Source organism: Neobacillus niacini (genome assembly GCF_000759675.1).
Lineage (GTDB): Bacteria > Bacillota > Bacilli > Bacillales > Cytobacillaceae > Neobacillus > Neobacillus niacini_A.
Genome location: NZ_BAWM01000020.1, coordinates 434680 through 455436 on the forward strand (window position 1 = coordinate 434680; position 20757 = coordinate 455436).

Below are 20757 nucleotides of genomic sequence, written 5' to 3' on the forward strand. Positions count from 1 at the left end.
AATTAAACATACCGCCCTGTTACCATTTTCTTTCTAGTATAGAATTCAACACCATCTGTACCATTCGCATGAAGATCTCCATAGAAAGAATCTTTATATCCTGAGAACGGGAAGAAGGCCATCGGTGCTGGTACCCCGATATTAACGCCAAGCATACCCGCATCAATGGTCTCACGGAACTGACGGATTGCAGACGCACTGTCAGTATAAAGACAAGCGCCGTTCGCAAAAGCAGAAGCGTTTGCTACTTCAATCGCTTCCGATAAATCTTTTACACGTACAATAGAAAGAACCGGTGCAAAGATTTCATCCTGCCAAATCTTCATTTCTTGCGTCACGTTATCAAAAATCGTTGGTCCCACAAAGTAACCCTCACCATTTACCGCTTCGTCACCACGTCCATCACGAATCAATGTTGCTCCCTGTTCAATACCTGCTTCAATATAACTTAGTGTCCGTTCTTTTTGGCCTTCACGAATAACAGGCCCTAGGAATACCCCTTTTTCAAGTCCATTTCCGATTAAGATCTCATCCGCAGCCTTTTTAAGTCTTTCAATTAGTTCATCTGCGATTGATTCTTCTACCGCTACAACTGCAGCTGCCATGCAGCGTTCGCCTGCTGAACCGAAAGCAGCACTCGTAATTTGAGACGTTGCCACATCAAGATTGGCATCCTTTAAGACAATAGAGTGATTTTTTGCGCCTGAAAGTGCTTGAACACGCTTTAAGTTAGCAGTGCCTGTTTTGTATACATACTCAGCAACAGGCTGAGAACCAACAAAGCTTATTGCCTTTACAAGCTTGTGCTCTAATAATCCATTAACCACATCATGAGCACCATTGACAATGTTTAACACGCCCTTTGGAAGACCCGCTTCTTCAAACAACTCTGCAAGTCGTGCTGCAAGAAGAGGTGTACGCTCTGAAGGCTTTAACACAAAAGTATTTCCACATGCGATGGCAAGCGGGAACATCCAGCATGGAACCATCATCGGGAAGTTAAATGGTGTAATCCCGCCAACTACCCCAATTGGATAGCGGTACATACCTGATTCCAATCCAGCCGCAATATCCGGAAGCTGTTTACCCATCATTAATGTTGGGATACCTGCTGCAAACTCCACACATTCGATTCCGCGAAGAACCTCACCGTGTGCCTCTGCAAAGCTTTTTCCATTTTCAATGGTTACGAGTTTCGCAAGTTCATCCCAGTGGTCAACTAATAGCTGTTGATATTTAAAAAGAATCCGTCCACGTTTTGGAACAGGAACCTGTGACCATGTTTTAAACGCTGCATTTGCAGCTTGAACAGCCTGGTCCACTTCTTCTTTTGTGGAAAGAGGGACAATCGCAAGCTCTTCTCCTGTTGCAGGATTAACAACTATTTCTGTTTTTTCCGATGAAGACTCTACCCATTCTCCGCCAATATAGTTTTTTAACGTTTTTACAGTTGTTACAGTCATCTGAAATACTCCCTTTCTGTAGTTAAATAGAAACTGAATCTCTTAAGCTAGTTCATAAACAGCCGTATCCATGTGGTTAAATAGCTCTTCCTTTGTTGGCATCGCATCGGAGCAGCTATGGCGAGAAATAACAATCGACGCTGACGCGCTACCCATCTTCATAGCCTCAGAAACTTCTTTTCCATTCATAAGACCGAAAATAAACGCCGAGGCATACGAATCTCCTGCACCAAATGTTTTTAATACGTTCGTCCGGAAAATACCGCTTCTGTGTGACGCTCCGTCTTTTGTGTAGGCAATGGAACCGGATCCACCATGTTTGATTACGATCAACTCTGCACGGTATGAAAACCAGCGGGATGCTGTATAGTCATCATTTGATTCTTTTATATTCAATAATTTTTCCATCATGTCGAACTCTTCACGTGTTCCGATAATCACATCACATTTTTCTGCAGCCAGATTGTAGTAAACAGCTGTCTCATCCTCATCTGTCCAGGTATACGGTCGATAGTCAAGGTCAAAGAAAATGGTTACCTCGTGTTTCACTGCATATTCAAGTGCAAGAAATACGGCTTCACGTGATGGACTTTTTGCCAATGCTGTTCCAGATACCAACAAGGCCTTTGATTGTTTGATATAGTCTTCTTCAACCTCGGATGGATGCAGCTTCAAATCTGCAACATTATCCCGATACATTAAGATGCTGCAATCCTCGGGACTTTTAATTTCAGTAAAAGCAAGCCCAGTGACCGCTCCAGTTTGATCAATCTTGACAGCAGAGGTATCAATTGCATTCTTCTCTAAGTAATCAGTAATAAAACGGCCCATCTGATCATTCGATACTTTTCCAATAAATCCAGTCTTCTGTCCGAGCCTAGCAGATCCAATGGCTATATTTGCAGGTGAACCGCCAACATACTTCGTAAACGTGCGGGTCTCCTCCATCGGGCGGTGGATTTCATTTGCATTTAAGTCAACGCAGAGACGTCCAATAGCAATCAAATCAAATGGTCGGTCTTGGTTAAATTTGAGCGGGTTCATATTTCTCCATCCTTCCTGGTTTATAGATTAATAGATACTGCAGATTGGTCTGCTGGCTGAAGCTGTACGGGTCCACCAATTTCAAGCGACTTTCTTGCCGCCTTGGCAATCCGCTCCGCTTGTAAGCCATCTCTACCGCTACAAATGACTTCTTTATTCTCAACGATAGCGGTTACAAATTCATTAACTTCATCGATATAAGCTTGTGTATAGCGTTCAAGGAAAAAGTATAATGGCTTCTCTTTGAATACATGTTGAGCAGTTGAAACCTCCACGGTATTAGCGCGGTTATTATCAGCCTGAGCTGATCCCTTATCTCCAAAAATCTCTAGACGCTGGTCATATCCGTAAACTGCCTGGCGGCTGTTATCAATGACACCAAGAGCACCGTTCGTAAACTTTAATGAAATAATTGCGGTATCAATATCGCCAGCTTCACCGATGGCAGGATCAACAAGCACTGCACCGTTTGCATATACTTCAACCACTTCACTTCCCATGATATAGCGAGCCATGTCAAAGTCGTGAATGGCCATGTCCATGAAGAGACCGCCAGAGGTTTTTATGTAATCAATACCAGGAGGCTGAGGGTCACGTGATGTAATACGTAAGATATGCGGGGTACCGATTTCTCCAGCTTGAACGAGCTCGCGAATTTTACGGAAATTCGGGTCAAAGCGGCGGTTAAAACCCACCTGCAGCTTTACACATGCCTTTTCGACAGCTTCAAGTGCCTCTTCCGTTTCTTCCACTGAAAAACTAACTGGTTTTTCACAAAAGATATGCTTCCCTGCTGAAGCCGATTCTTTAATCAGGTTGGCATGGGTAGTGGTAGGAGAACAGATAAATACTGCATTTATTTCAGGATCGTTCAGAATATCTTGGTAATTGGCTGTCAATATTTCTATTTGTTTTTCCTTTGCCCACTCCTCAAGATGTGCAATTGCAACATCTGACACGCTTTTTACCCTTACTTGAGGAATCCTCCTTAAATTATCTACGTGTATTTTTCCAATACGTCCAGCTCCAATGATTCCAACCGTTAACGTCATCCGACTACATCCTCCCATATGCAAAAATTAACCTCCGTTTTTCGACCTTATCTATGTACTCTTTACAGGCTAAGATTTAATAAATTCGTCCTGCCTCATCCATTGGTAGAAGAGTTACCCAAAATGGGTAAAGGCCCATAAATTGGACCTTTATGTTGTATTATTAATGCGATTTCAAGTTCAATGTAAATCTGCTTTTCCCATCTTCTTCATACCACATTGGGAAATTGGTTCCCCAAATATTGTTGTAGAGGTTAAAGTGGAATCCACCTTCTAATGAAGCAAAGGTATTGTTAAACTGTAACAGTCTTTTTTCACCTGGTGATACCAGAGGTGAATCTTTTGTCTCAATCACAACTTCACCATCTGCCCCGGCATAATACAAACCTTTATCAACAGAATGGAGGTTGCGGTTTCCGTTATTCACTACTTCGAGTGGAGAAATTCGCTCTCCCAATTTATCCAATTTCCAAATGTTTGGATTATCGACTTCAAGAGCAAATGAAAACCACATCGCCTCAGGTAAGCGGTTTGCATCCTTTTCGAACCAATGAAGCTCAATATCAATTTGGTCATCCTGCTTATAAAATTTATATTGGATTATAACCTCTTTTGGGGCACCCAATGACTCTACTGGATACTGAGGCAAACGCAGTTGGACCCTCACATCATCACTTGCTGCGGTTTCTGTTTTTGTTAATGAAACAACCTTGGGTTGATAGATTTTATGTTTTGGTCTTGGAGTGATGAGTTCGAATCCGGGTTTTCCCTGGTCCGCTTCTGACCAACGATATGTTTGCCCAATGTTCTCAACATATTCCTCAAACCATTGATTGTAATTTTCTACACCAAATGACTCGTAGGAAAAAACACCAATCCGTTTATGTTTATTTGCCCACTCTTTGCCGCTTCTATCTACTAAACTAGAAATAGAGCCGTCATCTGCAAACGATACAGTCAGCCCTCCAAGGGAATAAGACATGTTAAGCTCTAAACTCTCACTTCCAGGTTCCAGAATTTGAGCGTTCAGTGCCTGGAAAGCTTCTAACACTTCCTGCTGCCGCTCGAAGGATAATGTCGAAACTGCTCTTTGAATATAACCACGCTGTTCCTTCCAGGAATCTTCAAATAATTGATAGTCGCGATTTTTCGGTGCACCTGAAAAAACTTCCTTGGATAAACGATCATACTCATCCATCGCAAATGAACCAATATAGCAATATTTATCTGACACAGAATCTTCGTCTATCGTGTTTCTTTGTCTTGCTTGCTGGAAATCGTGCTTGGCATAGTTTTTATAATCATTAAGATATTTCTTTTCATCTAAACCCCATGTATGTTCAGGGATTAATAGCAGCCAGTCAGAGAACTTTGTATACTCCTCACTATTTACGTCTAATCTGCCTTCGCTTACCCACTGATTTCTAAGTCTAAGTAACTCCCTGTATTGCGCCACCTTTTTGGGATCGGTACCCACTCCATGGATCCACGAATCAGCGATTTCTTCATAAACAACAGGCAGATTGTGTTTAATATCCTGGATCTTGGCCGCAAACGCATCCATGGTTGATGCTTTGATGGCTGCGTTCGGGAACCTTTCTTGTAAACTGGCAAACTCAGCTTTAATATCTTCAATCGAAGGCGGTCCACAATTATCACCCGTATGGGCAAACACCATCACTTCCTTTAATCCATCCAGTTTCAGAACGTCCCCATAGTTATCGGCATAGTTCACAATAACTTCAGAGCCATCTTTCCCCTTCCATACAAAGATCGATGGCACGGAAGGAACCTTTGAGGCTGGATTTACGCCAATATGGAAATAGTGGATTCCGTTTCGTGCCAGAAAAGGAATCATCGCTTTTGTATGCCCTGGAACATCAGTCATTTTTGCCGAAATGGTTTGTTTTTCATAGCTGGAATCTAATCGTTTTGCAATCGATAGCCCGTATTGAAATAACTCCGCATCCATTAATTCGGTATGGGTCGTAAAAGGAAGACCATGCCAGGCGATAAATCCCTTTGCAATCGCGTTTTCCATTTTCTGCTTTTCTTCTGTATTTGCTTGTTTTAAATACTCCTGGATCAGCCACGAGCCTGTCGTCCACACAAAACCGACTGAAGTGGCTTCTTTCTCCAGACCTTCTGCTAATTCAATAGCCTTTGGTATGTAGGACTTTATATATTGTTCTGTCACATTTTCTGCTAAATCGGTAAAACCAATATCCAGATGTGTTTTGAAAATCACATGCACTACTTCAATATCGTTCATGTTGTCGCTCACCACCTTGTGTACGTCTCTATACGTTTACTTTTTCGGACAATTTTTTAAGATTGGTCAAACTAAGCTCCAAACTGTCCAAAGGATTACCAGGACAGAAATCTTGCTCAACCGCATAGAATTCTACCCCATTTTGTTCGCCCCACAATAATATTGGTGCAAAGTCAATCGATCCCGTTCCCACTTCTGCAAAATATTTTCTTTCATCATTGGTCATATCTTTTAGATGAAGGATTGGAATTCGATTAGGGAATTTTTTCATATAGGAAAGAGGATCAATTCCGGCCATTTTAACCCAATAGGTATCAACTTCTGGATAAAGAGACAACCCATCTTCTTTTTCTAAAATATAATCAAGTGCAAATTTTCCATCGATCTGTGTCCTGAATTCAAAATCATGGTGATGATACCCAACACGATAACCTCTTGGTGTTACCTTTTTCGCGACTTTAAGCAGATCATGCTTTGCTTTCAAATAGCCTTCGACATTTTGCATTTCTTCCTCAAGGTAGTGGCAGAAAAAGTCGGTAGTCCCGAACAAGTCAGCTTCCTTTAATACGGTTTCTAACTCATTGTTCATCCGGTCAAGGCTGATATGCATTCCCGCTGTCTTTAATCCTGCTTCTTTTAAAACTTCAGCAATTTCTTCTGCTGGATAATCAAAAAGACCATCTATTTGTACAGCTGCATAGCCCATTTTCTTTAGTTCACGCAGCACTCCGGGAAAATCTTTACTTATTTCATTTCGTACTGTATAAAGTTGGGCAGCAAATTTATGTCTCATATTATTTCGCTCCTCCTATTTTCGATTCACGTAAGTTGAGAAGGTCCATTTCTTCAGAAGTTAACAGAATTTCTGACCCCCTGATCGAAGATAGTAGCTCCTCTACTTTTTCTGGACCAATAATTGCTGCTGTCGGATATGGTTGGTTCAACACATAAGAGAGGGCAATCTCAATTGCAGTTGCTCCCTTTTCTGCCGCAAGCTGTTGCGCACGATTAAAGCGCTCCCAGTTATCCTCACTGTAATAGACTTCAACCATTTCCTCATTTTCTAGATTATCAGGTGAGAAACGGCCACTAAAGAAACCTCCCGCCTGAGAACTCCAAGATAATAATGGCATTTGCGTTCCCTTATGCCAGTTAGAGATTTCCTCATTTACGGAAACACAACCAGCCCATCGGGGTTTATTACATTGTGCTAAACTTAAATTCGGGCTGCTAAAAGTAAAACCGATGAGACCGTGTTTTACCGCATAATCATTTGCTTCCTGGATTCGTGTATGAGACCAGTTTGAAGCGCCGATTGCATGGATTCTGCCTGCAGAAATATGCTCATTTAATACTTCCATGATTGGTCCCACTTCAACACTTAGGTCGTCGCGGTGGAGGGCATAAAAATCGATATAATCGGTTCTTAACCTTGCTAAACTTTCCTTAACATCCTTATTGATCATCTCAGGGGTCAAGCGTGGTCCTGGTTCCGGATCATCAGGGTGGGCTCCTTTTGTCAGGATGTAGATATCCTTACGGATGCCTCTTGATTCAGCCCATTCGCCTAAGATCTCTTCACTATTAATATATTGATGGGCAGAGTCAAACATATTTCCACCTGCTTGAACATACTGATCCATAATCGTAAAGGCCTGTTTCCTATCATCAAATTGATAAAAGCCGGCTGTTCCCATAATTAAACGTGAACACTTTTTTTCGATAGATTTGTTGTCAACCAAACCCTTAAGAGTAATATAGTTCATCCGCAACCCCTCGTTTCTAAAAATCTATTTCTTCTGTATTCATGTCATCCTGAATATGGGTGTCCATCCAATTTAATTTATAAAATAAATCGGATTAGATAACGCTGCTAATGATTGTGATCTTACTTCAGGAAAATCACGCCATACTTCCACCCTATAAAAGGAACGGCTGCCGGCTGTCCAAGATAATTTCAGCGTATCCTGGCCTTCCTTAACCATCACTTCTTGTTCGATTCCCTGATTGGAAATCACTTTAACAACGTCACTAGATTGAACATCCTTCACGTTTAACTGGACAGGCAGATTTGTTTTTTTACATACATCACCTGTCATGCTCATTCCGCAAGTTAAGCTGATAAATGGTCCTTTAGGTGAATAGCTAAGAACAACATGGCCTTTATCGATAGATTTTAAAATCCCAGAACATGTTAAACTTTTGCTGTACACCCATGTAGTCGGCATGCCGTGGATTACATTAGGATGAGGACGATGCGCATCACTGCCACCAACGGCAACAAGTCTTTTACCTGACACCAGCTGCTCCTGCCACCAGTCAAGCGTATCCTGGTTTTCATCGCGCCATGGTCCATTCCATACTTCAACCCAGTCATAGTCAAAATCCCGTTCCCATTTCCAGCCTGTGTTTCGGCAATGTGGATGGTTTAAAGTAATATAGGCACCATTTTCACGAGCTTCTTTTAACACACTGTGTAATTCTTCCATTGTATTCACACGAAAATCGCGAATCGGATCGTTTACCCCTAAAAGGTTTAAATGTCCTTTGTTTGTCGTAAGCTCCATCCCTGGGATAAAAAGTGTGTCGACATCACGCGGAAAGGCGTCATTTTGGCTGGCAGCGTTATGCTCCGTCAACCCTATGAAATCCAGGCCTGCCTCTTCACAAATGTCAGCTTTTTCTCTTAATGTGAAGGTCCCATCACTGTGGACACTGTGCGTATGAAGATCACCTTTTAACCAGCGGAACTCTTCAAGAGTGTACTCAATCGTTAGCTTCACCGTGCATCCTTTTGCAGCAACTTTATAAGCATTGAGGATAACAGCCCAATCCCCTGCTTCCATTTCACCAGGTAAATAGCCAGGAGTAGCCTTTGCCTGATGGATAAAAAATTCAGAACGAGCACCACCGCTCCAGCCGCGGATACGATTTTGGTCTTTTACACCTAAATCAATAATGCTGGAAGCCAGACCCTCTTGAATGACCTCCAACTTAACCTTGATTTGTTCCGTATCTGCAGGAAGGGTGAATGGGATTTCAATATACAATCCTTCTTCATTACTTGAAATAAATCTTGTTTTGATTTCATGCATTGAACACGTTTGGTCAATCCCCATGTTTTTCCTCCTGCATGGATAGATTCCTTATTAAACAGAAATGAACTACTCTTTCCCTGTTGAACCCATTCCACCTAAGCCCTGTTCGAAAAGAGGCTGGAGGACAAAATACAGTAGAATCATTGGAAGTGCAGCAGTTGTCGCTCCTGCCATAATCATCGGCCAATCGATATTATATTGGGTTTGGAATGCTTTTAATGCAATTTGGATCGTATACATTTCCTGCGATCTCGCCACCGTTAAAGGCCATAAATACTCATTCCAATGACTTAGGAAACTAAAAATAGCAACTAATGCAAGGCCAGGCTTATTTAAAGGAAGGATAATTCTCCAAAAAATTTGAAACTTGTTACATCCATCAATGGTTGCTTGTTCATCTAACTCCCTGGGAACGGTTAAAAAATTTTGTCTTAGTAAAAAGATGGCAAAACCTGTAACTGCAAACGGGAGGATTAACGCCGGATACGAATCCAACCATCCGTTAGGACCAGAAAATGGCATATTTTTCATCATGAAAAACAAAGGTACAACCATTAAACCAGAAGGAATCATCATTGTTGCCAAAACCATTAAGAACAACTTATTTCGCCCTGGAAAAGTTAATCTCGCAAAAGCAAAAGCTGCTAACGAGGAAAGGAATACATTGATAGCCGTAGCGATCACAGCAACAATAAAACTATTAAAAAATGCTCTTGGCAGATTGGTTTCTTGCCATATTTTCAAAAAGTTCTCCCAATGAAATTCAGATGGAAAGATTTTTGGCGGCCATACCATCACATCCCCCTGTGATTTTACAGCTGTCATAAACATCCAGATATATGGTCCCAGAAAGATGAGTAATACAAAAAACAACAAGCCATATAAAGTGGTATTCTTCATAATCGTAGACTTTTTCATATTATGATTCCTTTCGAGAAGATAGCTTCAGTTGAAGCCATGTAATCAATAATAAGAACGGGAATAAAACTAAAGATAAGCTTGCCCCGTAACCAACATAGTTAAATTCGAATGATTGCTGCCAAATGTGTTTAATCGCAACCATTGTACTATCCATTGGTCCGCCGTTTGTTAAAATATCAACAACCGCAACGACCTGGAAGGAACCAATCACTGACATGACCATACTGTAAACCAGCATATGAGTAATCGATGGTAAGGAAATGTGGATAAATTGTTTCCATGCATTGGCCCCATCTAACCTTGCTGCTTCATAATACGATTGTGGAACAGATTGAAGAGCTGCGAGAAAAATCGGCGTATTATACGCTGCTCCCCGCCAAGCTCCAATAAAAATGAGAATGAGCATGGCAGTAGTTGGCTCTAGTAACCAGGCTGGTGGATTTTCCATTCCTAGTACTTTTAAAAGATAATTTAAGATTCCTAAATTATTATCAAACACCCATAAAAAGATCATCGCTGTAATAACTTCAGAAGTAATCGTTGGTAAAAAGTAAAACACTTTAAAAATACGTAATCCTTTAAGCTGTCTGTTAAGCAAAACGGCAATTGCTAATGCAAAAACCAGCCCTAAAGCCATTGAGCCAAACGTATAAACTAATGTATTAAAAATACTCTTCAAAAACAGCTTGTCTTCTAGCATTCTCGAGAAATTTTCTAATCCGATAAACACCGCTGGATTAGGGAGACTATAATCTGTAAAACTCAGCCAGATTAAATAGATAATCGGGACAATCGAGAACAAAAATAGAAAACTTAGAGCTGGTAACACAAATAAGTAAGATCCTAGAATATCCTTGAACTTATGTAGCTCCCTATTATTCTTTGCTTTTTTAATATTCATAGAAGGGACCGTTTCTGTTTTCAATCTTTTCACTCCCTAATTAGAAAGGGTATGTAAAAAGACACATACCCCTCCTATCTTGGATTATTTTGCGTTCTTAATCGCCTTTTCTGCTACTTCCTGTGCATTATCAAGTGTTTTCTCTACATCAGCACCATCAAATACGGATCGAAGAGCTTTCCCCCAAGCATCATTGGCTTCTGGGTATGCTTCTAGTTTATAAGGCTGTGCATATTTTAACGTTTCAATATATGGCTTTAATAATGGATCATTAAAGAATTCATCGTTGTACTGGTGCTCTTTAACTGGATGACGTCCCATTTCTTTTGCTAATCTAATAGAATATTTGTCAGAGACAAACCATTTCATAAGTTCAAAGGATGCAACTTGGTTTTTAGAACCTTTTGGAACGAATAAACTTCCTCCACCCAATACTGAACCTCTTTCAGAAGCAGGAATAACAGCAGTTGCTAAATTTTTATACGCATCAGGAAACTCATCTTTAATACGGGCTATATCCCATGGTCCTGAAATGAAAGATGCTGCTCTGCCTGTCCCAAACATCGCAACAGGATGATCTGTTTGACGTTCTTGTGGAGGCGGTACTGGTGAAGATTTATGAACCAATGCTAAATCAGTATATTTTTTCATTGTTTCTACTACAATTGGATCATTTAAATTGGCTGTAGCATTGTCACCATCAAATTTTAAAATGTTTGTTCCTTCTGCGACAACGTTTCCAAAAAATGACCAGCCACTCGCATTCGTAACAAAACCGAATTGACCTTTATCTTTGTTTGTTAGTTTCTTAGAAACTTCTGTTAATTCGTCTAGAGTCTTTGGTGCTTCCTTAATTCCAGCCTCATCAAAAGCCTTTTTGTTATATAAATAGATGAGGGTATTAATATCTAGTGGAACACCATATTTAGCACCTTTCCAGGTTACATCTTCAATTCCACCTGGTAAAAACTGATCTTCTTCGCCCCATCCATTCCATAAATCATCAAGAGGCTCGGCTAACCCTTGTGCACCAAAAGCAAATGCGTGATTATGCGCCATATCTGGAACAGCTCCACTAGAAACGGCTAGTTTTACTTTATTCGTCATCTCTCCCCATTCAATTCCCACAGTCTTAACGGAAATATTTGGATAAATGGTTTTAAATTCTTTTATGGCATCTTGGATCGGCTTCTCATTGGCATAATCAGCTGCAAGCCATATTTCTAAGTCCGTTTTTGGTAAAGAAGCAACTTCTTCATTAAATGCAGGCAGCCCATCCTTAACTAAATCACGATCAGGCGGCTTTACATCTACTTTTTCATTTGGTTTTTCTGCGGAATTTCCCGCCTGGGATTGACATCCTGACAAAATAAGGAGTACCCCTAAAAGAGCGACTAAAAACTTTTTCATACAAATCCCCCTAGTAATGTTTGGCCTTGCAAACCTATACATTTTGTCTGTTCAAGGCTGCCTTCCTCTTGCTTATTCACTTTCGGTGTCTCACCCCCTTGAAGGATAGCTAGTCCGCTATCGAGTTAAAGATGGTTTTCTACAAGAATCTCTTATCACCAATTTTGCAGGTATAATTTTTTGCCTTGGTGCCAATTGATCATTTAAAACATTGATCAAGATTTCTGCTGCTTCTTCCCCCAGTTTCTCTGGAAACAATTCGATACTCGTTAATTTCGGTGTAGTCTCCAATGCAAGTGTTTCATTGTTACTTAAGGCAATCAAAGACAGGTCACTTGGAATATTAATCCCCAATTCCCTTGCAGCTCGAAGCACCCCTAATGCAACACGATCTGTATCTGCAATGATGGCTGTGTATTTTTTTACATGAAAGGTATCTAGCAAACTATTAAATCCATAGTCGGAAGCACACTTATATTTTTCTTGATTGTTGTAAACCACATTCTCTTCTTTAAAAGGTAAACCAAAATTTTCATAGGCCCGCTTTAAGCCCTCCATACGATCCTCCGCTACCGTCATCCCATAGGAAGCATTGAGAAAGAGAATATCTTGATGGCCATTTTCAATTAGGAACTCCCCAACTTCTTTCACAATCTCTGTATTGTTGTTATCAACAAATTTAGTATAGGTATCCTCTTGGTCCGGTCTTCCTATGAGTACAAAAGGCAAATTTAATTGCTTGTATTGAACAATTCTCGGATCTTCTTCTTTTGGATTTAATAAAATAACTCCATCTACTGGATCCCTTGAAAAAATGGCTGACTCTTCATTTTCATATACCCGGTCAAGAAGGACTCGGTATCCACTTTCTGTACACTTTTTGACGACACCATTGATCACTTTTAAATCAAAGCTGCTTAATTCTGTGTCCAACGTAGGCATTTTTAGCCCGATAATCATATTTTTCTTCATTGCCAAACTTCTCGCAGCGTGATTCGGGACGTAGTTTAGTTCCTTCGCTACATTTAATACCCTTTCAGTTACCTCGACACTAATCGGTCTCTTTTTACTAAACACACTCGAAACCGTTCCCTTGGAAACTCCAGCTTTTTTGGCAACATCAGCAATTGTAACCATCTTTTCATCTTCTTTCTTCCGGTCATTAAACCGGTTTAATCAGCACCAAAAAAATTATTTAATCTAATAAAATACGTAAATATGTATGAAAATACTTTAGTGACAAACGATTCCAGACATTTTCCCATTGTGGAAATTTACATTAAAACAAAATATTCGTATAAGTTCGATTGTAACTCACGGCAGAATTCATAAAACCGGTTTAATAATTGAGTACGCTTTCATTATAATGAGAATTCTAAAATAAAGCAATATTAAGAATATACATTTTGGGGAAATTTCTATATATCAATAATTTCATCATATACAACTTGATTGATTAGTAGGTATTTGGTTCTGTTTTTATTAAATCGATTTAATCGCTAGTGTTTACAAGATAGAAAAACAGCCAACTACACTCGTTGTAGTTGACTGTTTCTTTATTCTACAAGTAAACTAGCAACCTCTTTATCTAGAAAAAGTGTACATTCTATTGGTCTTTAACAAAACTGGAAGGAACATAGTTGGTTTTTTCGCCTTCCACTGTTTGTTTCAAGATCTCCGCTTTTTTGCTAACTGTAAGATGGTACCTACGGTACAATCTCAGTTTTCGTGATTTGGTGAAAATGATAGAGGAACTAGGCTTATCCATCGCTCACACAACCATCATGCGTTGGGTACATCAATATGGTCCTGAACTTGACAAGAGAGTTCGCCGTCACCTTAAGAAAACAAACGATTCTTAGGAGAATACTAAGTTTGTCCCTTCAAACTAATTGCTGTAAATTTCAAATTCGTAAATTCGTGTTACATTGTCACTTCCGGCATTTACCACGTTTAACTTCACATAGCGGGCGGATACCGGAGAAATTTCATTCAATGTTGTATTGGAAGTGTTTCCGGTTACTTCCACAACCCTCGTCCAATTTGTCCCGTCCTCACTTACCTCGATGTTGAAGTCTTTCGTATTTAATCCCGGATTCTCTCCACCATTTCCAGCATGTTTAATGACAAAATCAGATACGGCTTGAGGTGATCCTAGGTCAACCTGAACGAATGCCGGTACTGTTTTAGAACAAAATTTACTGTTATTATAGATAGTTCCGTCAAATGCATTTCCGGCTGCTTCCGCTTGATTGCAGGCTGTTGTGCCGATTGTCGTTTTATTTAACGCTAAATTTTCTGAGTACTGACTAGGTTCAATGGCTAAATCTGCAATGACTGGAAAATGGTCGCTAGGAAACTGCCCATTTTTTGTATAATCATTTATTTTGGCTTGTTTCACTTTTAAATTACCTTTATAAAAAATGAAGTCAATGATGTTACCCGGTCCGCCACCCGTCGGATCCTTTAAACCGTTAAAGGTACCGAGGTTTTCTCCAATCTTTGTTTCAGCCTGTGCCCAAGCATCTGTAAATCCGCCATCGTTAATGATGGTATGATAAGGTATGGAATTAGATTTGCTATTAAAATCCCCTGTAATGATAACTGGCAAGTGTGGTTCAAATTCGGATAATTTTTCAACTATTAATTTTGCACTTTTTTCTCTCGATTCTGCTGAACTTTGGTCTAAGTGAGTGTTAACGAAATAAAACTCTTGCTTTGTTTTTTTATCCATAAATTTTACCCAGGTGACCATTCGGTTATCCCATTTTTCACCCCATGTGGTTGAACCAATAACGTTTGGTGTATCAGACAGCCAGTAGTGATCGTATTCCAACGGTGAAAAACGTTTTTTGTTATAAAAGACCGCCATGTATTCGCTTTTGCTGCCGCCTCTTCTTCCCTCTCCAATCCAGTCATATTGAGGCATATCCTCCTCCATATCTTTCAACTGGTGAAAGAGGCCTTCTTGAGTTCCGATGATATCCGGTTTTTCTATATCCAACAGTTGAGCCATAACAGGTCGTCGGTCTCCCCATGAATCAGGGCCTGAGGCACTAGCGTATCTTAAGTTATAGCTCATTACTTTCAACTGTTTCGATTTTGCGGAAGGATCTTGTACCAAATCTTCTTCTGCGTTTGCTTGCGACATTATCGGAAATAAAACCATTGTGATCAACATCAAAAATGATAATGCAGATTTAAATTTGTTCACTATTTTTCCTCCTATACAATAATTTCCCATTGTTCTTTGTTTCTTGATTTCCTAAAGAGTCTCTTCCAAATTTCTTTGCACTTACTTCTAAATCTCTTGGATTCTTCTACAGTGGCTGCCTTTCATTTTCACATACTATTTCATCTCAGACACTATTAATACCAAAATACACTCATGATTGATTGCTTAAAATCAAATTATAGAAGTTTTCATCAGCTATCCTCCCTTAAACTATTAAAAATTTGATGAAACACTTTCGAATCAACTTTTTTCATTCACTCGACACAAAATCTTTGTGAATTAAACCGGTTTAATAAAAGCGTTTACAAGAAAAGACTATATTATATCTATTAGTCAAAGTCAATAAATTTTCCAAAAAGTCAGAATAGTATAATTGCACCATATTTCAATCATCTTTTTTTCTCAAACCTATTCTTTTTTTTAAACAGGGGTGGTACTCAAGGCGTTCTTTTTGATCGCTTTGCATTCATCGATTTCAAATAATGACTTCCATGTTTTAAATAAAATTTCAATCTGCCAACGCAGGGAATAGAGGAAATGGACATAATCAGTGGGAACTGCACTTCTATTAGAACGGTTTAATACTTTAATAGAAAAAAGCAAAAACTATCTTTAATTTTCATTAAATAAATCAAGAAATTTAAGCGAAATATCGTAAATGTAGCATAATGTGACAATAAAATCATAAATCCGGTTAAATAGTTAAACACGCTTTCATGATAATCACAAATTCAAAACAATACAATATTCAGAATATACTTTTTAGAAAATATTTTATATTTTAGTAGTTTTATCATATATTGGTTAATATTCACTAAGAGTTTTGATCTATTTATTATTAAACCGATTTAACTACTAGTTTAGGAAACGATTACAAAGAACTGTGACACTTAGGAATCTCCATGTTATGACGATACGTTAAACAGCTCCGGACTAACCCATAATTAGTCGAAAGTTCGAATGATTTCCTTAAAGAGAACATATACAAAAAAAGGGAAACTTGTATCCAATACAAGTCTTGATCTTCGAGGAAAGGTTGGAGAGTAAATGAACGTTTTAGAAGTGAAGAACCTACAAAAAACATTTGGGTCGATTCGTGCTGTAGAGGACATTAGCTTCTCTGTAGAAGCCGGAGAAGTGTTCACCATCATCGGACCAAATGGGGCCGGAAAAACGACCACGCTTGAAATGATTGAAGGGTTGGTTACCCCTGATCAAGGGGAAATACATTTTGGAGAAATGAACTGGGGGAATCATGCAGTAGCGATTAAGATGCAAATCGGGGTCCAACCCCAATCAAGTGCGATGTTCGACTTATTAACTCCAGAAGAAAATCTAGATCTTTTTGCTACCTTTTATGAAAAAGCCCGGCCAACAGAAGAAATTCTCGAACTTATCAACCTAACCGAACACCGTAAAAACCAGGTAAAAAAACTATCTGGCGGTCAGCGACAACGTCTGGCGATTGGACTTGCGATGATTAGTGATCCCGACATTATCTTCCTTGATGAACCTACAACTGGTCTTGATCCTCAAGCACGCCGTCATATTTGGGATATTATTCTCGAGCTAAAAAAACTCGGAAAAACCACCATTCTAACGACACATTATATGGAAGAAGCAGAAAAACTAAGTGATCGTGTATGTATCGTTGATCAAGGGAACATCGTGACAATCGATACACCGTCAGCCCTGATTGAAAAACTAACCAAAGAACGAGAAGTACGATTATCCTTCCTTGACGGTGAAGAAGCAGCGAACGAGGCTGACGTTTTCGCGAACAATCTCGATTCAGTCTCCCGGACGGAGCTTGAAGGTACGACATTAAAGCTTTGGACAATAAAACCTGAGGATACCCTTTTGGACTTATTTAAATTTACAAAGGAAAGGGAATATCAGGTTGAGCAGGTCTCCATCCGCGAAATGAGTCTGGAAGATGTCTTTATTGCTTTTACAGGGAAGGAATGGAGGGATTAGAATGAACAATTTGAAACAATTTAAAAAAATGTTCGCTGCACAATTAAAATTGACCCTTCGTGAAAAACAAGCATGGTTTTGGGGAATCTTTTTCCCCGTCATCTTAATGGTCATCTTCATGGTGATTTTCAGCGGCAGTTCAGATACCGAATTTGAATCAGAAATTGCGATTGTAGCAGATAATCCTAATCCGACCTCTGAAATGCTATTAACTCAAATCAATCAACTTCCAATCCTTAATGTGAAAACTGGCGAGCCGGTTAGTCGAGACACGGCCGAACAATGGGTGAAGGACCAAGAAGTCGACGCGGCAATTGTCTTGCCTGAATCGGCAGAGGATACGTCTTTTGTACTTGTCGTCAACAAGGAAGATGAAAAAGGGGTAACCACTCAAGCTCTTTCTGCGATTCTCGATAAAATCGTTCAACAGGCAAATTTGTCTGCTGTCGGTGCAGCCCCTACTTTTGATATTCAGTTTGAATCCGTTACGAGTGGAAGTAACGAATTAAACTATACCGATTTTCTCTTAACCGGGATGATCGCCTTATCGATTGCTCAAGGCGGGCTGTTTGGAATGGTCGATTTAGTGGAAATGCGCAGAAAAGGCTTGATTAAAAGGCTGCGGATGACACCTGCTAATATGGGAATATTCGGCCTAAGTGATATGGTCATGAGGCTGTTATTCAGTATTATCCAAATCCTGCTCTTATCGTTAATCGGAGTTTTCATCTTTGGGGCAAACCTTTACATCAATTTTTCCAGCCTTCTTATTGTTTTTTTAATAGGTGCACTATCTTTCAATGCCGTAGGCTACCTCATTTCATCTTTCAGCCAAACACAAAATGCTTATATGGGTGTAGCAAACATTGTCAGCTTCCTTATGATGTTTTTGAGCGGTGTCTTCTTTCCTGTTGAAACAATGCCAGATTGGCTGCAGCCGGTATCCAATATCCTGCCGCTCACCTATTTTGCCGAAGGTCTGAGAGACAGTATGGTCTATGAAACGGGCGTGTTCTCAAGTACACTCTGGTTTGGGATTGGAGTATTAGTCATTTGGGGAGCAATATCCTTTTTGCTTGGGTCTTGGTTGTATAAAAGGAAATCGATTGTTGCAACGAGATAGGGAATTCAATAAAAAGACACACGAGAATTCATCCAAGAAATCTCGTGTGTCTTTTTTGATATTTTATAGCCCCTTATTTGGAAAAATACCATACTGCTTAGCCGGGTTTTCCGATAATAAATCACATTCTTGTTTCAGTGTAATTTTTCCTTCGCTTACGGAGTTTAGTAGTAGCGGTGTAAGGGTTTCAACTCCGCACATGCCGGCCAGACCTCACTGTGGGAGTCAGACCCTACTATGTCAGCCTCAGAGGAGGGAAAATTAAAAGACGATTCGCAGTTGAATCGTCTTTTTTCATTATTCTTTTTTGTTGAAATTTATGAGAAACCTACGACTGTGAAAAATATCGCTAAGCCAACGATCAGGATTAGAGCTAAATATCCAATAATACTAAGAATAGTGACAATCCAACCAATCACCTTTCGATCGGTCTTAATTAAATAAATGCCTAAAGCAATCAAACCAAAAATGAAACCTAGAATCCCCCAAAGGATGGGGTTTTTACCATGCTTTTTAGAATCAATCACCAAATAAATGGTGAGGATAATATTTAAAGTTAAACCAAAAAAACCTTCCAAAATTCTCTCTCCCTACTAAGTTCAAAAGTATATTCTCATATAAAAATTATAGCAAAAAAACCCTTAAAAAAAAGCATGCTTTTGGCAATATCACTGCCAAAAACATGCTTCTTTTTATCCGACTTGCTTTACACTTTCCTGTTCTTTTTTTCCGCGTTTATGATATCCCTTACCATAATAGAAGGCTGTTAAAATCCCAAGCCAAAGCGGTCCGACGATTAGCGCGATTCTTGTATCTGGGAAAAATGCCATTAACCCTACTACTAGAATTAAGAACGCTAATGAAAAGTAAGATGTGAATGGGAATAACGGCATTTTATATTTTAAGCCCTTCAATTGATTTGGCGTTAAGCCCTTACGATACTTGATTTGTGATAATAAAATCATCGACCACGTCCAAATCGCACCGAACGTTGAAATCGCTGTTACCCATGTAAACACTTTTGCTGGTACTAAATAGTTAAGTACCACACCCACTAATAGGGCACCCGCTGTTACTAAAACGGCTTTACTAGGAACACCATTCTTGTTTAATTTTCCTAATCCCTTTGGTGCCTCATCATTTTCAGCCAAATTAAATAGCATACGTGCTGTACTAAAAATACCGCCATTACAAGAAGAAAGTGCAGCTGTTAAGACAACAAAGTTAATGATTCCTGCTGCTGCTGGAATTCCAAGCTTATCAAAGGTCAATACAAATGGACTGCCTTGGACGCCAATTTCTGTCCATGGATAAATGGACATGATGACAATCAATGCACCAACATAGAAAATAAGAATCCGCCAAAAAACAGAATCAATGGCTCTCGCAAGTGTTTTCTCAGGATTCTTTACTTCCCCTGCCGTAATCCCAATCATTTCAATCCCCAAGAAAGCAAACATAACCATTTGCAAAGACATTAACACACCAGTGACACCATTTGGAAGGATTCCCCCATGCTCCCAAAGATTGCTGATACCGGTGGCAATTCCGCCATTGCCAATCCCTAACACAATCATGCCAATACCACTTACGATCATGAACACGATGGTTACAATCTTAATTAACGCAAACCAAAATTCAAGTTCACCATATGCTTTAACATTTAAGAAATTGACTGCAGCCATGATGACAAGTGCTGCCAGTGCCCAAATCCATCGAGGTACTTCCGGGAACCAATACTCCATGTAAATCCCTGCTGCCGTAATCTCCGCCATACAAGTAACAACCCATAAAAACCAATAATTCCACCCAGTTAGGAAACCAGGCAATGCGCCTAAATAGTCACGAGCATATTGACTGAAGGATCCGGCAACAGGCTTTTGAATCGCCATCTCACCAAGTGCCCTCATAATAAAGAACATAATCATACCAGCAAATGCATATCCCAGTATTATACCTGGTCCTGCAAGCTTGATAGCCGTTGCTGATCCTAGAAACAGACCTACCCCAATCGCTGCTCCTAGAGACATAAGCGTAATATGTCTTTCTTCTAAACCCCTTTGCAGTTGATTTTGATTTGTTGGTTGATTTTTTTGCATATTCTTCCCCCTAGTTTGGTTGAAATATCCTATTCCCCTTTTACTGCAGAAAAGATAAAATATTATTCGAATAAAACATACTGTTTTTATTTAAATAATATCCCCCTATCCTTTTTTAGCGTTGATAGCGTTTACATTTACTCTGTAAGAAATAAAAGTGAA

General features: G+C 39.6%; 16 protein-coding genes and 2 pseudogenes. 3 read left to right on the forward strand and 15 right to left on the reverse strand.

The features are described 5' to 3' along the window. Positions 1 to 2: 2 nt before the first annotated feature. From TR08_RS11915 to TR08_RS11965, 11 genes are all read right to left on the reverse strand, one after another. On the reverse strand, positions 3 to 1463 hold the full coding sequence (locus TR08_RS11915; protein WP_045518396.1) for a CoA-acylating methylmalonate-semialdehyde dehydrogenase: 1461 nt from the start codon (positions 1461 to 1463) through the stop codon (positions 3 to 5). A 42-nt stretch (positions 1464 to 1505) separates the two neighbouring features. After that, positions 1506 to 2507: a 5-dehydro-2-deoxygluconokinase gene (gene iolC, locus TR08_RS11920; RefSeq protein WP_045518397.1), complete on the reverse strand. Its 1002-nt coding sequence runs from the start codon at positions 2505 to 2507 to the stop codon at positions 1506 to 1508. 20 nt (positions 2508 to 2527) lie between these two features. After that, positions 2528 to 3559 (reverse strand): inositol 2-dehydrogenase, encoded by a 1032-nt coding sequence (gene iolG / locus TR08_RS11925; protein ID WP_045518398.1) that lies wholly within the window; start codon positions 3557 to 3559, stop codon positions 2528 to 2530. Positions 3560 to 3722: 163 nt separating this feature from the next. Then, positions 3723 to 5831, reverse strand: coding sequence for a DUF5054 domain-containing protein (locus tag TR08_RS11930; protein WP_045518399.1), 2109 nt, complete (start codon positions 5829 to 5831; stop codon positions 3723 to 3725). A gap of 28 nt (positions 5832 to 5859) precedes the next feature. Next, positions 5860 to 6624: a sugar phosphate isomerase/epimerase family protein gene (locus TR08_RS11935; protein ID WP_045518400.1), complete on the reverse strand. Its 765-nt coding sequence runs from the start codon at positions 6622 to 6624 to the stop codon at positions 5860 to 5862. A 1-nt stretch (position 6625) separates the two neighbouring features. Continuing rightward, positions 6626 to 7597, reverse strand: a complete 972-nt coding sequence (locus tag TR08_RS11940) for an aldo/keto reductase (RefSeq protein ID WP_045518401.1) — start codon at positions 7595 to 7597, stop codon at positions 6626 to 6628. Positions 7598 to 7669: 72 nt separating this feature from the next. Beyond that, entirely contained in the window at positions 7670 to 8950 is a 1281-nt protein-coding gene (locus TR08_RS11945) for a CehA/McbA family metallohydrolase (RefSeq protein WP_045518402.1), read from the reverse strand. A 45-nt stretch (positions 8951 to 8995) separates the two neighbouring features. Then, positions 8996 to 9847, reverse strand: a complete 852-nt coding sequence (locus tag TR08_RS11950; RefSeq protein ID WP_045518403.1) for a carbohydrate ABC transporter permease — start codon at positions 9845 to 9847, stop codon at positions 8996 to 8998. A gap of 1 nt (position 9848) precedes the next feature. Continuing rightward, entirely contained in the window at positions 9849 to 10775 is a 927-nt protein-coding gene (locus TR08_RS11955; protein WP_052427431.1) for a carbohydrate ABC transporter permease, read from the reverse strand. Positions 10776 to 10835: 60 nt separating this feature from the next. Beyond that, on the reverse strand, positions 10836 to 12161 hold the full coding sequence (locus TR08_RS11960) for an ABC transporter substrate-binding protein (protein WP_045518404.1): 1326 nt from the start codon (positions 12159 to 12161) through the stop codon (positions 10836 to 10838). Positions 12162 to 12278: 117 nt separating this feature from the next. Further along, positions 12279 to 13298 (reverse strand): LacI family DNA-binding transcriptional regulator, encoded by a 1020-nt coding sequence (locus TR08_RS11965; RefSeq protein ID WP_045518405.1) that lies wholly within the window; start codon positions 13296 to 13298, stop codon positions 12279 to 12281. Between the two features lie 503 nt (positions 13299 to 13801). On the opposite strand from TR08_RS11965, the pseudogene TR08_RS30965 reads away from it, so the two are divergent. Then, positions 13802 to 14020: pseudogene (locus TR08_RS30965) on the forward strand (hypothetical protein); the annotation flags it as partial. Positions 14021 to 14049: 29 nt separating this feature from the next. On the opposite strand, the gene TR08_RS11970 reads toward TR08_RS30965, so the two are convergent. Further along, the gene (locus TR08_RS11970) at positions 14050 to 15375 is read right to left on the reverse strand and encodes a discoidin domain-containing protein (RefSeq protein WP_052427432.1); all 1326 of its coding nucleotides are present in this window, start codon (positions 15373 to 15375) and stop codon (positions 14050 to 14052) included. A gap of 459 nt (positions 15376 to 15834) precedes the next feature. After that, a pseudogene (locus tag TR08_RS30970) lies at positions 15835 to 15954 on the reverse strand (transposase); the annotation flags it as partial. 489 nt (positions 15955 to 16443) lie between these two features. On the opposite strand from TR08_RS30970, the gene TR08_RS11975 reads away from it, so the two are divergent. Further along, the gene (locus TR08_RS11975) at positions 16444 to 17373 is read left to right on the forward strand and encodes an ABC transporter ATP-binding protein (RefSeq protein ID WP_045518406.1); all 930 of its coding nucleotides are present in this window, start codon (positions 16444 to 16446) and stop codon (positions 17371 to 17373) included. Between the two features lies 1 nt (position 17374). Further along, positions 17375 to 18496, forward strand: a complete 1122-nt coding sequence (locus TR08_RS11980; RefSeq protein ID WP_045518407.1) for an ABC transporter permease — start codon at positions 17375 to 17377, stop codon at positions 18494 to 18496. A 317-nt stretch (positions 18497 to 18813) separates the two neighbouring features. On the opposite strand, the gene TR08_RS11985 is transcribed toward TR08_RS11980, so the two are convergent. After that, the gene (locus TR08_RS11985) at positions 18814 to 19074 is read right to left on the reverse strand and encodes a hypothetical protein (RefSeq protein ID WP_052427433.1); all 261 of its coding nucleotides are present in this window, start codon (positions 19072 to 19074) and stop codon (positions 18814 to 18816) included. Between the two features lie 114 nt (positions 19075 to 19188). After that, positions 19189 to 20595 carry an amino acid permease gene (locus TR08_RS11990; RefSeq protein ID WP_045518409.1) on the reverse strand — a complete coding sequence of 469 codons (1407 nt, stop codon included), beginning with the start codon at positions 20593 to 20595 and terminating at the stop codon, positions 19189 to 19191. Between the last annotated feature and the right edge of the window lie 162 nt (positions 20596 to 20757).

Coding starts and splice junctions, on each gene's coding strand:
- TR08_RS11915 (WP_045518396.1), bottom strand. CDS start 1,463: ATGACTGTAACAACTGTAAAAACGTTAAAAAACTATATTGGCGGAGAA.
- iolC (WP_045518397.1), bottom strand. CDS start 2,507: ATGAACCCGCTCAAATTTAACCAAGACCGACCATTTGATTTGATTGCT.
- iolG (WP_045518398.1), bottom strand. CDS start 3,559: ATGACGTTAACGGTTGGAATCATTGGAGCTGGACGTATTGGAAAAATA.
- TR08_RS11930 (WP_045518399.1), bottom strand. CDS start 5,831: ATGAACGATATTGAAGTAGTGCATGTGATTTTCAAAACACATCTGGAT.
- TR08_RS11935 (WP_045518400.1), bottom strand. CDS start 6,624: ATGAGACATAAATTTGCTGCCCAACTTTATACAGTACGAAATGAAATA.
- TR08_RS11940 (WP_045518401.1), bottom strand. CDS start 7,597: ATGAACTATATTACTCTTAAGGGTTTGGTTGACAACAAATCTATCGAA.
- TR08_RS11945 (WP_045518402.1), bottom strand. CDS start 8,950: ATGGGGATTGACCAAACGTGTTCAATGCATGAAATCAAAACAAGATTT.
- TR08_RS11950 (WP_045518403.1), bottom strand. CDS start 9,847: ATGAAAAAGTCTACGATTATGAAGAATACCACTTTATATGGCTTGTTG.
- TR08_RS11960 (WP_045518404.1), bottom strand. CDS start 12,161: ATGAAAAAGTTTTTAGTCGCTCTTTTAGGGGTACTCCTTATTTTGTCA.
- TR08_RS11965 (WP_045518405.1), bottom strand. CDS start 13,298: ATGGTTACAATTGCTGATGTTGCCAAAAAAGCTGGAGTTTCCAAGGGA.
- TR08_RS11975 (WP_045518406.1), top strand. CDS start 16,444: ATGAACGTTTTAGAAGTGAAGAACCTACAAAAAACATTTGGGTCGATT.
- TR08_RS11980 (WP_045518407.1), top strand. CDS start 17,375: ATGAACAATTTGAAACAATTTAAAAAAATGTTCGCTGCACAATTAAAA.
- TR08_RS11990 (WP_045518409.1), bottom strand. CDS start 20,595: ATGCAAAAAAATCAACCAACAAATCAAAATCAACTGCAAAGGGGTTTA.